We start from the raw sequence: 13,683 nt of genomic DNA, 5'->3' as shown, positions 1-13,683 counted from the left end.
GCACGCATGATGCGAAGGGGGCGCGGGCGAGGGAATGTTGGCCGGAGATTGCGGTGGTGCCTTGGTGACAGGCAGGGATAAGAGATGCCGGTGCGAGGCACCCCCCTCTGCCCTGCCGGGCATCTCCCCCGCAAGGGGGGGGGAGATCGGCCCTGATCCAGGCTTTCGCCGATCTTCGGCGCAGAAGGCGAGGCGGGACCGGGAAGTTGCCGATCTCCCCCCTTGCGGGGGAGATGCCCGGCAGGGCAGAGGGGGGTGCCTCGCGCCAATTTTTCCCAGTCATTTGTATCGCGCGGCATTGAAGAAGGAGCGCCGAAGCGCTCCTCACCCATTCACCAGCGCCAGCAACTCCTCCGTGTAACGCTTGCCGACCACCTTATCGGGCGACAGCGCGTCACCGATCGCCGCCACCTCGGCCGCGCTCAGCTCGATCCCGGCCGCCGCCGTGTTCTGCTCCAGATGACGTATCTTTCTTGCGCCGGGGATCGGCACGATGAAATCGCCCTGGTGCAGCACCCAGGCGAGCGCCAGCTGCGCCGAGGTGACGCCTTTTTCCGCCGCCAGCTTTTCCAGCGTGGCGACAATTTTGGCATTGGCTTCCATGGCGTTGGTCTGGAAACGCGGCAAGGTGCGGCGCCAGTCATCGTCGCTCAAGGCCTCGGGCTTGGCGATCGTACCGGTCAGCAGGCCACGACCCAGCGGGCTGTAGGGAACGAAGCCGATGCCGAGTTCGCGGCAGACGGCGAACACCTCGTCTTCCGGGTCGCGGCTCCACAGCGAATATTCGCTCTGCACGGCCGCGATCGGATGCACGGCGTGCGCCCGGCGGATGGTCGCGGCACTCGCTTCCGACAGACCGAGCGCCCGTACCTTGCCCTCGCGCACCAGTTCGGCCATGGCGCCGACCGTGTCCTCGATCGGCACGTTGGGGTCGACGCGATGCTGGTAGTAGAGGTCGATCACATCAGTGCCCAGTCGCTTCAGCGACGCCTCGGCGACAGCCTTGACGTGCTCGGGGCGGCTGTCGACGCCGGCCATGCGGTCGGTGCCCGTGCCTTCCTCCAGGATCTTGAAGCCGAATTTGGTGGCGATGGTCACCTTGTCGCGCACCGGCTTCAGCGCCTTGCCGACCAGAACCTCGTTCTCATAGGGGCCGTAGACCTCCGCCGTGTCGAAGAAATTGACGCCGATGTCGACGGCGCGGCGCAATGTGGCGATCGCTTCAGCCTCCGGCTGGCCGCCATAGGCGAAGCTCATGCCCATGCAGCCGAGGCCGACGGGGTAGACGTTCAATTCAGTTCCTAGCTTGCGGGTTTGCATAACGCGTCTCCTTGTTGCAATGCGGGATAAATAGCGTCTTGCCTTGTGTTCGATAATCGGCTCTCATTCGCACGGGCTGTTCTAGAATATAGATCAATGAACCGAGCGAACCTTTCCCAACTGGCCGTGCTCGCAACCGTCGCCCAATGCGGCAGCTTCCGCGGCGCCGCCAAGGAGTTGGCGATCGCGCCGTCGGCGGTCAGCCACGCGGTGTCCAGCCTGGAAGCCCGGCTTGGTGTTCGCCTCCTGTCGCGCAGCACACGCAGTGTCGCGCCCACCGAAGAAGGTGCGCGGCTGCTGGAACGGCTGCGGCCGGCGCTGTCCGAGATCGACCTGGCGCTGGAGACGGCGGTCGAGGCGCGCGACCGGCCAGCCGGCAATCTGCGCCTCAGCGTGCCGCGCACGGCAGCGCATCTGGTGCTGACGCCAAGGCTGGGCGCTTTTGCGGCAGCCTACCCCGACATCGTGCTTGAGATCGTCGTCGAGGATCGCTTCACCGACGTGGTGGAAGGTGGCTTCGATGCCGGCGTGCGACTGGGTGAGAGCCTGCAGCGCGACATGATCGCGGTGCGCATCGGGCCGGATATTCGCGGTGCGGTGGTCGGCGCGCCGTCCTATTTCGAAGCGATGCCGATCCCGCGCCATCCGCGCGACCTTGCCGATCATCGCTGCATCCGTTTCCGCTTTTCCAGCGGCATCCTCTATCGCTGGGAATTCGAGAAGGGGCGCGAGGCGATCGAGATGGCGGTGGAAGGACCGCTTATCCTCGACGAGGACCATCTGATCGCGCAGGCCGCGGTCGACGGCGCCGGGCTGGCCTTCGTTTTCGAGCCCTATGTCCGCGCGCCGCTCGCCGACGGCAGGCTGATCCGCGTGCTGGAGGACTGGTGCCCGTCCTTCGACGGGTTCTTCGTTTACTATCCGAGCCGCCGCCAGATGCGTCCGGCACTCAGGGCTTTCGTCGATTTCTTCAAGGTGAGCGCATGAGGCGCGCTTTACCTTCCCTCTTGTGGGGAGGGTCGGCTCGCAGTCGGAGCGAAGCGGAGATTGCGAGCCGGGAGGGATGCGCCCTACGAGACCCCACCCCGATCCGCTACGCGGATCGACCCTCCCCACAAGGGGAGGGTGAAGAGCGTCGGAAGAAACCTGCCCTGCCGTTCGTTCGCCTCCCATGCAGGCGTCAATCACCAACACCCGAACCCGCTACGGCTGGGCAACCATTCTTATTCACTGGCTGATCGGGATCATCTTCATCGGCCAGTTTGGGCTCGGCTTCGTCATGGTGCGGCTCACCAGCCAGCGCGCTGCCTTCGAGCTGATCCAACTGCACAAATCCCTGGGCTTCCTGCTGTTTGGCCTGATCATCCTGCGTATCGCCTGGCGGCTCGGCAATGCGGCGCCGCCCCTGCCGGCCTCGGTTGGCGCCCTGGAGCGGCGTTCAGCACCGCTCGCGCATCTGGCGCTCTATGCGTTCCAGATCGCCCTGCCCTTGTCAGGCTGGGCACTGGTGTCGGTGTCGACGCTGGAAATCCCGACCATGCCGTTCAACCTGTTCGTGATGCCCAACCTGCCGCTCGCCGAGTCCGACCTTGCCGAAAGCCTCTGGGCATCTGTGCACTGGTACCTCGCCTATGCCGGCATCGCGCTCGTCGCGCTGCATGTCGCTGCCGCGTTGCGCCATCACTTCCTGCTGCGCGACAGCGTGCTCACGCGCATGATCACGCCTTCGTCAGGCCGGGAATAGACCTGGCCGGGAATAGATCTGGCCGGGAATAGATCTGGCCGGGAATAGAACCGGCAGTTGGTTCGTTGATGGGGCGAGGACGCGACCAGCGTTGCCTCCAAAAAGGATTACTCCCCATGTATGCACGCATCTTCGGATTTGCGGCGGTTACCGCTTGCCTTGCCATGCCTGTTTCAGCGGCCATTTCGCTTGGCGAGGCTGCCGGCAGCTATACGATCAATCCGGCGGCCTCCAGCATCCGTTTCACCATCGGCAAGGCCGGTGGCGGGGGCTTCGATGGCGCCTTCGGCCGCTTCAAGGGCACGATCCGCATCGACAATTCCGATGTCGGGCGCTCCAAGGTCGACTTTACCATCTATCCGGAAAGCGTCGGCACCGGCCAGGGCCGCATCGATGCCTTCCTGCGCTCCGACGCGGTGTTCGACGCTGCCAACAGCCCGGAGATCCAGTTTCGTTCGACCAGCGTGACCCGCACCGGCGACACATCAGCCCTTGTCACCGGCCGGCTGACGGCGCGCGGCAAGACGTTTGCGGAAAAGTTCACCGCCGAGTTCGACGGATCGAAGGGCGGCACGATCAAATTCCATGTCACTGGCAAGGTGTTGAGGTCGCGTTACGGCATGGATGTCGGCACGCCGCTCTATTCCAATATCGTCGACTTCGACATGTCGCTGACGGGTAAGCGGGGCTGACCCGGGGGTAAGCGGGGCTGACCTTGGGGTAAGCGGGGTTAGTTGCTACGGCACATCGCATTGGCTTTTCCGGCGATTTCAGGCAAACCTCGTCGCCTGTAAAAATCGGCATGGAGAAGCGTGATGTTCCGATGGGGTGTGTTGTCGACGGCCAAGATCGGCCGCGAGCAGTTGTTGCCGGCAATTGTCGAGGCGGAGAACGGCGTGCTGTCGGCGATCGCCAGCCGCGACCTGTCGAAGGCCAAGGCATTGGCCGAGCGCTTCGGCGCACGCCATGCCTTCGGCTCCTATGAGGAACTGCTTGCCTCCAAGGACATTGACGGCGTCTACATCCCGCTGCCGACCTCGCAGCATGTCGAATGGACGGCGAAGGCCATCGAAGCCGGCAAGCATGTGCTGGTGGAAAAGCCGCTGGCGCTCGACGCCAAGGACATCCCGCCGCTGATCCAGCTGCGCGACCAGAAGAAGGTGCTGGTCTGCGAGGCGTTCATGGTCATCTATCATCCGCAGTGGATCAAGGTGCGCGATCTCATCGCCAGCGGCGCCATCGGCCGGCTGCGCCACGTGCAGGGCGCGTTTTCCTATTACAATGTCGACCCCAACAACATGCGCAACCAGCTCGATCTCGGCGGTGGCGCGCTGCCCGACATCGGCGTCTACCCGACCGTGTCGACGCGCTTTTCGACCGGCAAGGAGCCGCTGCGCGTGCAGGCGACGATCGAGCGCGACAAGAAATTCGGCACCGATATCTACTCCTCGATCCGCGCCGATTTCGGCGACTTCGAACTGTCCTTCTATTTGTCGACGCAGATGGCGGCGCGGCAGGTGATGGTGTTCCACGGCGAGAAGGGTTTCATCGAGGTTTTTTCTCCGTTCAATGCCGGCCTCTACGATCATCACCGCGTCGAACTGCACAACCAGAACCACACCGAGGCGCAGGTGTTCCGCTTTCCGGGCACGCAGCAATACCGGCTGGAGGTCGAGACCTTCGCGCGGGCAGCGGCGGGCGGCAAGGAGCGCGTCTTCACACTGGAGGAGTCCGTGCTCAACCAGAAGGTCATCGACGCCATCTTCCGCGCCGGCGGCAAGGACGGCTGGGAGGCTGTCTAACTGCTTGCTTTAAAATAGCCGGCTAATTCTGGGAGGGGCAATGGCTGACGATGCGGACGTGATCATTGTGGGCGCCGGCCTTGCCGGGCTGGTTGCCGCCGCCGAACTTGCCGAGGCCGGCAAGAAGATCATCACCGTCGACCAGGAGCCGGAGCAGTCGCTGGGCGGTCAGGCGTTCTGGTCGTTCGGCGGGCTTTTCCTCGTCGATTCGCCCGAGCAGCGGCGCATGCGCATCCGCGATTCACATGATCTGGCGCTCGAGGACTGGCTGGGCACCGCCGCTTTCGACCGGCCGGAAGATCACTGGCCACGCAAATGGGCGGAAGCCTATGTCGGCTTCGCCGCCGGCGAGAAGCGCTCCTGGCTGATGGAGCGCGGCCTGAAGTTCTTCCCTGTGGTCGGCTGGGCCGAGCGCGGCGGCGGCAATGCCATCGGCCACGGCAATTCGGTGCCGCGCTTCCATATCACCTGGGGCACCGGTCCCGGCGTGCTGGAACCCTTCGTCCTGCGCGTGCGCGAGGCGCAGAAGCGCGGATTGATCAGCTTCAGATTCCGCCACCGCGTCAACGAACTGACGCGGACGGGCGCTGCCGTCACCGGTGTTCGCGGCGATATCCTTGAGCCGAGCACGGTCGAGCGCGGCCATAAGAGCTCGCGCGAAATATCAGGCGATTTCGAACTTCATGCACAAGCGGTGATCGTCGCTTCCGGCGGCATCGGCGCCAACCATCCGCTTGTCCGGGAAAACTGGCCCAAGCGGCTTGGCGCGGCGCCGAAGCGCATGATCACCGGCGTGCCCGATCATGTCGACGGCCGCATGCTGGCGATCACGGAGCAGGCCGGCGGCTCGATCATCAATCGCGACCGCATGTGGCACTATGTCGAGGGCATCAAGAACTGGGCGCCGATCTGGACCGACCACGCGATCCGTATCCTGCCTGGCCCGTCGTCGCTGTGGCTCGATGCGCGGGGCAAACGCCTGCCGGTACCGCTCTATCCCGGCTTCGACACGCTGGGCACGCTCAGCCAAATCATGGGCACCGGCTTCGATTATTCCTGGTTCATCCTGACCAGGAAAATCATCCAGAAGGAGTTCGCCCTGTCGGGCTCCGAACAGAACCCGGACCTGACCGGCAAGAGCTGGCGTCAGGTGCTGGGGCGTGCCACCTCAGGCATACCAGGACCGGTGAAAGCCTTCATGGAGAAGGGCGAGGATTTCATCGTCGAGGCCGATCTTTCGAAGCTGGTCACCCGCATGAACGCGCTGGCCGGCGGCGAGCCGCTGCTCGAGCCTGCCCAGGTCGAGCGCGAAATCCGCGCCCGCGACCGGCAGCTCGACAACCCGTTCTCCAAAGACATGCAGATCACCGCGCTGCGTGGCGCGCGGGCCTATCTCGGCGACCGGCTGATCCGCACGGCCAAGCCGCACAAGATGCTCGACCCGGCGAATGGCCCGCTGATCGCGGTGCGTCTCAACATCCTGACCCGCAAGACGCTGGGTGGCCTGCAGACCGATCTCGACAGCCGTGTGCTGGGTGAGGATGGCCAGCCGGTGCCAGGGCTCTATGCCGTTGGCGAGGCCGCCGGTTTCGGCGGCGGCGGGGTGCATGGCTATGCGGCGCTGGAAGGCACCTTCCTCGGCGGCTGCATCTTTTCCGGCCGCGGCGCCGGCCGGGCGGCGGCACGTTCGGTGGCGTGAGAGGTCCAAAGCCTACCGAGCTCACTATACCGGAACAGCGCTGTTCATTTCTTCGCTTGGCAATCTCATAGAGACGTACAGTCAAGTCGAGTATGTTGACAGCGCCGACTAGGTGCTTATTTCCAGGAAATGCTAGTGAGCAATTACTTAATAGCGCGCTGATGACAGCGCGGCGCCCGTAGGCTAATCTGTTGTGTTTTCTGGGGATGGCAATGGGCAAAAAACACATAGTCATTGCGGTACATGGGATTCGAGATTTTGGTCAATGGCAGGACCGTCTCGGCGATATTTTAGCTGTTAATCCTTCAATTGTTACCGAACGATATCGTTTTGGATATTTCAGCGTCCTTGCGTTCCTTATACCGTTTGCGCGCTGGCTGGCCGTTAGAGCATTTCGCCGACATTTTGAGCAACTGGTGAAAGATAATCCCGAGGCTCATTTCTCCCTAGTGGCGCATTCTTTCGGTACACATATCGTTGCTCACGCCATTCGCGGCATGAAGCCGCCGGATATTCCGCGAATAAAAACGATCATTCTGGCCGCCAGCGTCCTGCGGTCTTCTTTCGACTGGTCTGCGGTGATCGCCAGAAGTCGGATGAATGGAAAAGGCATCCAACGGGTCCTCAATGACTGTGGCTGGGATGACAAGGTCCTGATTCTGAGCCAGCTTTTCGTACTCTTCACGGGCATGGCTGGAAGAGTGGGATTCTACGGTTTTATAGGCGTTGACGTGAAAAACCGGTTTTTCCCTGGCGGGCATGGGCATTATTTTAAGCCAGCAGGCGTCGATGCCGACGCCTTTATGCGCGAATGGTGGCTACCGGTTTTGGCCGCGACAGCCAAACCGCGTGACGGGTTGCCGTTTCCCCCAAACACGATACCCAAAGGCATTTTCTACGCTCTTTTGCGCCTAGCCGATCCCGTCAAGATCTGTGTCTATCTGATGACCTTTCTCCTGGTTTGGAACATTGCCTATCTGGAACCGCGCCGAGCGGCTGCCGAGGAAAGTTACCGGCGGCAATACCAAACAGCCGCAACCCAGATGCAATCTGACCGGTCGGTTCCCACAGCGTTCTTGGCCCTGCTGAGGCTTGCCCATTCGCAGAGCGAAAGCGACCCAGCGCACATTCTCGCGCGGTTCGCAGGACAGCGGCTCAACTCGTTTGATAAAGCCAGCCGCAGCTTAAGAACGGATACTGTCTATGAGTGGGGCGACGGCTCTTATCTGATCCGGGATCAGCCAATCAGACTTTCGGTGCGCCGACCTATCGTCGAGTACCACTCGACCGACTTTCATTTGTTCATTCTGGTCGGAGAAGGACGGTCCGTGTGGGTGATCGACGATCGGACGGGGAAGGTCAAGTGGAAGACGTCGATTGACGAAGAAGGATACGACGCATCGAATGTGCACATGTGGCGATTGAAGGGCAGCAGCCATGTTGCCCTCGATTTTGACGTCGCGCAGCCAGAAGAGGATAACACTCCTCACTATGTGATTGATGTAAATTTGGATGGGGGCGATGGGACCTATTTTGGTGGCCACCCGGCGGCGGGTTTAGACTGTGCCACGATCGAGCCTGCACTTGAGTTGCCGGACAATGATGATGATGACCCGACACCGGAGCAATACAAGACAGCTCAAGCGAAGTTGGATGAGCAAACCGCACGCACGAAAACCTGTCTTCTACCGCTGTCGATAGAAGTTCCCCCGTCATTTCGTTTTCCAGCAGTTTCGTCAGAGTCAAACGTATGGTCATTCGTCGCCAGCACCCCGGTTCCCAAGGATGATACGTCGACCTCCGGATGCGCCTATGGCGAGATGCTTTTTACTCACGATCGCCGGGAAAATGGTAAGCTGCGGTTCGACGACAGCACGACGGATGACCCTTCGGTCAACGACCTCTCGTTCAATAACGGGGACTGCTTCTACACCTTTCAAGGGCCCGGTGCTAAGCACTACATCGCACTTAGCAAGGTCATGGGCAAAGCGTGGGTCGAATGGCTCATTTGTGAACTTCGAACGGAAGTCGACGTTGGCCGGTGTGTGGAGGACGGGTTCTACTATCTGGCCAAAGGAGATCTCTCTATGTCTCCTAACCGTCGCTATCTGGCTCTCGCAGACGATGCTAGCGAGGGTATAGGGAATTCGTGGTCTTTGATCGACCTGCAGAACATGGTTGTGCTCGCGCCGACAGTCTTCCCTCTTACTCGCGTTAGCGCGGTTGCAATGACCGATGAGGCCGTCTTAGTCGCGGCTCCGGCTGCAGCTCCCCGCGGCGCCTTGGAGCTCTGGGCTTACAAATTTACCGACGGTATCCCAGAACTCCTTACGCGCCAGCTCATTCAGCCACCTGAAAGTTTCGAGTTCACCGGAGATAGCGATACAAATATCCACGATGCGACACGATTGATCGCAAGCTCTGGGTCGTTCGTTCTGGCTTCCATCTTCCAGGAAATTGCCGATCTAAAGATATCCTCAGACACAAGCATGCTGGCATGGGCCGGGTCAGTGTTGCCATGGTTAGTTCCTCCAGCACAGCCGCCGTTGGCAACCTTGTGGACCACGCCCGAAGTCGGATTGCCGGTCAACGTGCAGATCGCGATCACTTACTCACCGGATAGGGAAATACTCGCCGTCAGTGCAGCTAGCCAGATCCGAATCGTGAATACGTCGGATGGCACTTTTCTCACGCCCGTAATTGACATTTCTACATTTCCTGCCTGCAGGGGCCCCATCGTCGCCGTCACAGCCCATGCTGACCTGACCCTCACTGTGACAACGGATAACTGCGTCGCAACCCGACAGTCGCCACTATCTGCAACCGAGTTGGCCAAAATAGAGGCCAATCCCTCACTTTATTTCGGGATGGGAGGAGCTCTTGCGCCGATGCTGCCCAATGAGACGCGTGCACCCTGAAATCCATTCTCAGAGTCCACCAGTCCGATTCATATGATTTCATGTTCGCCTGAAGCCGGTCTGTCAGCCCGGGCGTCGGACCTACATAGTCGCTGGCCGCATAGGAATTCGAGAGGAGGTTCTGGCCTGAAATATATACGTCGCGTTTATGGCATTGCCGGCAGCGATGCGTGACGGAAGCTTCTCACCAGAGCCAGGCGCCCTGGCCGAGGGCGGCCACGGCGTCGACGATCCGGGTGAAGCTGGCGCGGGCGCGGCCAACCGTGTGCCTGGCCCGGAGATAGCCGTGCACCAGCCCTGGTTCCTCTAACCAATACGCTCGTCCGCCGGCGGCGACGATGCGGTCGCGGTAGGCCTCGCCGTCCGACGACAGCGGATCGCACTCGGCTGTAATCAGCACCGTCGGCGGCAGGTTAGCGAAATCGGCGTCGGCGAGCGGCGACAGCGTTATGTCGCCGGTCTGGTCCAACCCGCCGGTACGGACATGCTTGTAGAATTCTATATCGCGCGCCGTCAGCATCGGCGCCTCGGCATGCGTCACATAAGAGCCGCGCGAGCTGTCGCCACCGAGGCCGGGATAGATCAGCACCTGGCCAAACGGCTTTTTCGCGTGACCCCGCGTGGCATGGCTGACGGCGGCGCAGAGATTGCCGCCGGCGCTGTCGCCGCAAAGCACGATGGGATGGTCGCGATTTGCGGCAGTCCATTCGAAGGCGCTCATCGCATCGTCGAAGGCGGCCGGATGCAGGTGCTCCGGCGCCAGCCGGTAGTCGACCGAGACCACCTCATAGCCGGTGCGGGTGCAGAGTTCGGCGCAGACATCGTCATGGCTGTCCAGCCCGCCAAGGATGAAGCCGCCGCCATGGATATAGAGCACCGTCGCCGCTGCTTGGTGCGCGCTGCGGTAAAGGCGGATCGGGATGTTGTGCGTTGGTGTCGCTATGGCCGAGGTTTCGGCCGAGACACCTTCGGGATAGCCGGCAAAGAATTCCCGGCACATGCGGTCGTAGATCGCGCGCTGTTCGGCGATCGTATAATCGATCGTATCTGGCGGGTAATAGGAATTGGTGCGCTCGATGAAGGCCCAGGTCTCGGCGTCGATGAGGGTGCTGTAGTCGGTCATGCTGGCCGCGCCGACTGCAAAGGCTGAGCCCGGGCACCCCCCTCTGGCCTGCCGGCCATCTCCCCCGCAAGGGGGGAGATTGGCAGCTTCGGTTGCAACGCTTTTCTAGCAGCGCTCGTGATTGGCGAAAGCGAAAGTAACATCCGATCTCCCCCCTTGCGGGGGAGATGTCCGGCAGGACAGAGGGGGGTGTGACGGAACGCCATCATTTCCAAACTACCGTCACTTCCCCTTCCACACCGGGTCGCGCTTCTCGGCAAAGGCGCGAAACCCCTCCATGTTGTCCTCGGAGCCGTAGAGCGCATCGACCGTCGCCAACTGGCGGCGCGTGACCTTGTTCATGACGTCCTGGAAGGTCAGCGCCTCGGCCACGCGCGCTGTCTCCTTGATCGCGGCGAAGACCAGCGGCGGGCCGCCGGCAAGCAGCCTTGCGATCTCCCAGACGCGGTCCTCGAGCTTGTCCTTGGGCAGCACTTCGTTGACCAGCCCCCAGCGATGCGCCTCGGCGACATCCATCCAGCGGCCGGTGAGCAGAAGGTCCATGGCGACATGGTAGGGAATGCGCTTCGGCAGCTTGATCGTCGCGGCGTCGGCAAGCGTACCGGCGCGGATTTCGGGCAGCGCGAAGGAGGAATGGTCGGAGGCGTAAATGAGGTCGCAGGACAGCGCCAGCTCGAAGCCGCCGCCGACCGCCATGCCGTTGACGCAAGCGATGACCGGCTTGTTGAGGTCACGCAGCTCCTGCAGGCCGGCAAAGCCGCCGACGCCATAGTCGCCATCGACCGCGTCGCCGCCGGCAGCCGCCTTCAGGTCCCAGCCGGCGCAGAAGAACTTGTCGCCGGCGGTCTTGACGATGGCGACGCGAAGCTCCGGATCGTCGCGGAACGCCTTGAAGGTCTCGCCCATCAGCCGTGACGTCTTCAGGTCGATGGCGTTGGCCTTGGGCCGGTCGAGCGTGACCTCGAGGATGGTGCCCTCGCGGCGGGTCGAAATGACGTCAGACATTCTTGTTCTCTCCCAGCACCAGCAGCGCGTCGGCGATCCAGGCGCCCTTGCCTTCGGCGCAGACGATCAGCGGGTTGATGTCCAGTTCCTCGATCTCGCCGGCATTCATCTGCACGAAGGCGGCGATGCCCGCGATGGCATCGATGGCGGCCTGTACATCGGCCTTCGGCCGGCCGCGATAGCCTTCGAGCAGCGGGAACAGCTTGAGGCCGCGCAGTGCGGCCTCGATGTCGTCGCGCGTCGCCGGCAGCATCAGCGTGACGCTGTCGCGCAGCAATTCGACCAGCACGCCGCCGGTGCCCAACGTCATCACCGCACCGAACATCGGATCGCGGGTGAAGCCGACGATCAGTTCGGCGACGCCGTCGCGCACCATGCGCTCGACATAGAGCCCGGTGCCGAGCGGCAGCAGATCATGCGCCGCCGTGCTGACCGATTCCGCATCCTTGAGGTTCAGCCTGACAGCGCCGACCTCGGATTTATGGGTGACGCCCAGCGCCTTCAGGGCGACGGGAAAGCCGAGTGCCATCGACGAGATCACCGCCTCGACGGCATTGCCGGCACGCTCGCCCTTCGGCACCGGCAAGCCGGCCATGATCAGCCGCGCCTTGGCTTGCGCCTCGTCAGGCGTGACATGCTCGCCACCGGCGGCACCCGAGGCGGAGGTGTCGACCGACTGCGCCTGCGGCTCGCGCCAGGCCCAGCCGATGAAGGCCGCGGCCTGGGCGGCGTCCATCGCCTCGGAAATCCCGAACAGCGGCACCATGCCCCGCGCCATCAGCTCGGCGGTGTATTCCTCGGGCAGGTTTTCCGGCAGCGAGGAGACGATGGCGCCGTGCGCCTTGTTGGTCTTCAGCGCCGATTCGAAGGCGCGCAGCGTTGCCCACCAGTCGGTGACCGAGCAGCGGTCCGGGCGCGGAAAGTCGAGCACCAGCATGTTGAGGTCGAAGCCGCCCGACACCATGGCGGTGAAGGTGGCCGTCATCGCCGGTTCGTTGTTCCAGATGAAAGTGTGGTAGTCGAGCGGGTTGGCGACCGCGACCAGCGGCCCGAGCGTCGATTTGACATGGGCGCGATGTTTTTCCGTCAGAACCGGGAAATTGACCCAGCGGCCTTCGGCGCTGTCGGCCATGACCGAGGCTTCGCCACCCGAACAGCTCATCGACGACAGGCGATAGCCGGGCAGCGGGCCGGTGATGTGCAGCAGCTTCAGCGCTTCGATGAAGGCTGGAATGGAATCGACACGAGCGATGCCGAGCCGCCTGAGGAAGGCGCCCGAGGCCGCGTCCGAGCCGGCGAGCGAAGCGGTGTGCGAGACCGTCGCTTGCCGCGCCTGCTCGGAGCGGCCGACCTTCATGGCGATGATCGGCTTTTTCAGCTCGCGGGCACGCGCGGCCAGTCTTTCAAAGCCGGCTACCGAATCGAAGGCCTCGATGTGCAGGCCGAGCGATGTCACCCGCTCGTCCTCGATCAGGCCCAGCGCCATTTCGGACAGGCCGGTCTGCGCCTGGTTGCCGGCGGTCATCAGGAAGGCGATCGGCAGGCCGCGCTTCTGCATCGTCATGTTGATGGCGATGTTGGAGGACTGGGTGATGATGGCGACGCCTTTGCCGCCTTGTTCCAGCCGGATACCGCCATGCTGGTCGGGCCACAGCAGCGCGCCATCGGCATAATTGATCAGTCCGTAGCAATTCGGGCCGATGATCGGCATCTCGCCCGCCGCCGCCACCAGCTCTGCCTGCAGCCGCTCGCCATCGTCGTCATAGGCCTCGGTCTCGAGGAAGCCGGCGGCAAAGCAGACGGCGCCGCCGGCACCCCGCTCGGCCAGCGCCTTGACGACCTCGATGGTCAAATGCCGGTTGACGCCGACAAAGGCGGCATCCGGCGCGCCGGGCAGATCCGCCACGGACCGATAGGCCTTGCGTCCGGCAACCTCGTCCTTAGTGGGATGCACCGGCCAGATTTCGCCGGCAAAGCCCATCTTGATCGATTGCGCCACGACGGCGGCGGCCTGCACGCCGCCGAACACGGCGATCGATTTCGGGCGTAAAAGGCGCTCAAGCTTATGCATA

Annotated in this window: 10 protein-coding genes; 6 read left to right on the top strand and 4 right to left on the bottom strand. The window is 62.7% G+C overall.

Annotated features, from left to right (window positions below):
- Positions 1 to 324: 324 nt before the first annotated feature.
- On the bottom strand, positions 325 to 1,320 hold the full coding sequence (locus LB568_RS29225; protein WP_224731952.1) for an aldo/keto reductase: 996 nt from the start codon (positions 1,318 to 1,320) through the stop codon (positions 325 to 327).
- 96 nt (positions 1,321 to 1,416) lie between these two features.
- Here LB568_RS29225 and LB568_RS29220 point away from each other — a divergent pair, with 96 nt between their 5' ends.
- The 6 genes from LB568_RS29220 (at position 1,417) to LB568_RS29195 (ending at position 9,483) form a co-directional block, all read left to right on the top strand.
- The gene (locus tag LB568_RS29220) at positions 1,417 to 2,307 is read left to right on the top strand and encodes a LysR family transcriptional regulator (RefSeq protein ID WP_013891671.1); all 891 of its coding nucleotides are present in this window, start codon (positions 1,417 to 1,419) and stop codon (positions 2,305 to 2,307) included.
- 184 nt (positions 2,308 to 2,491) lie between these two features.
- Positions 2,492 to 3,064, top strand: coding sequence for a cytochrome b (locus tag LB568_RS29215; protein WP_013891673.1), 573 nt, complete (start codon positions 2,492 to 2,494; stop codon positions 3,062 to 3,064).
- Between the two features lie 116 nt (positions 3,065 to 3,180).
- Complete coding sequence (locus tag LB568_RS29210; protein ID WP_013891674.1) at positions 3,181 to 3,756, top strand: YceI family protein; 576 nt, start codon at positions 3,181 to 3,183, stop codon at positions 3,754 to 3,756.
- A gap of 123 nt (positions 3,757 to 3,879) precedes the next feature.
- Positions 3,880 to 4,866 (top strand): Gfo/Idh/MocA family protein, encoded by a 987-nt coding sequence (locus LB568_RS29205; RefSeq protein WP_224731951.1) that lies wholly within the window; start codon positions 3,880 to 3,882, stop codon positions 4,864 to 4,866.
- A gap of 40 nt (positions 4,867 to 4,906) precedes the next feature.
- Positions 4,907 to 6,565 (top strand): FAD-binding dehydrogenase, encoded by a 1,659-nt coding sequence (locus LB568_RS29200; protein WP_224731950.1) that lies wholly within the window; start codon positions 4,907 to 4,909, stop codon positions 6,563 to 6,565.
- Between the two features lie 212 nt (positions 6,566 to 6,777).
- On the top strand, positions 6,778 to 9,483 hold the full coding sequence (locus tag LB568_RS29195; protein ID WP_224731949.1) for a hypothetical protein: 2,706 nt from the start codon (positions 6,778 to 6,780) through the stop codon (positions 9,481 to 9,483).
- A 184-nt stretch (positions 9,484 to 9,667) separates the two neighbouring features.
- Here the strand turns inward: LB568_RS29195 and LB568_RS29190 are convergent, their stop codons facing one another.
- The 3 genes from LB568_RS29190 to LB568_RS29180 all read right to left on the bottom strand — a co-directional run bounded on the left by LB568_RS29190 (position 9,668) and on the right by LB568_RS29180 (position 13,682).
- Entirely contained in the window at positions 9,668 to 10,606 is a 939-nt protein-coding gene (locus LB568_RS29190; RefSeq protein ID WP_224731948.1) for an alpha/beta hydrolase, read from the bottom strand.
- 222 nt (positions 10,607 to 10,828) lie between these two features.
- Positions 10,829 to 11,611, bottom strand: a complete 783-nt coding sequence (locus LB568_RS29185) for a carnitinyl-CoA dehydratase (protein WP_224731947.1) — start codon at positions 11,609 to 11,611, stop codon at positions 10,829 to 10,831.
- Entirely contained in the window at positions 11,604 to 13,682 is a 2,079-nt protein-coding gene (locus tag LB568_RS29180; protein ID WP_224731946.1) for an acetate--CoA ligase family protein, read from the bottom strand. Before LB568_RS29180 ends, LB568_RS29185 begins: the two co-directional genes overlap by 8 nt.
- Between the last annotated feature and the right edge of the window lies 1 nt (position 13,683).

The organism is Mesorhizobium sp. B263B2A (assembly GCF_020165775.1).
Taxonomy (GTDB): domain Bacteria; phylum Pseudomonadota; class Alphaproteobacteria; order Rhizobiales; family Rhizobiaceae; genus Mesorhizobium; species Mesorhizobium opportunistum.
This window is presented reverse-complemented; position numbering and strand designations above follow the sequence as displayed.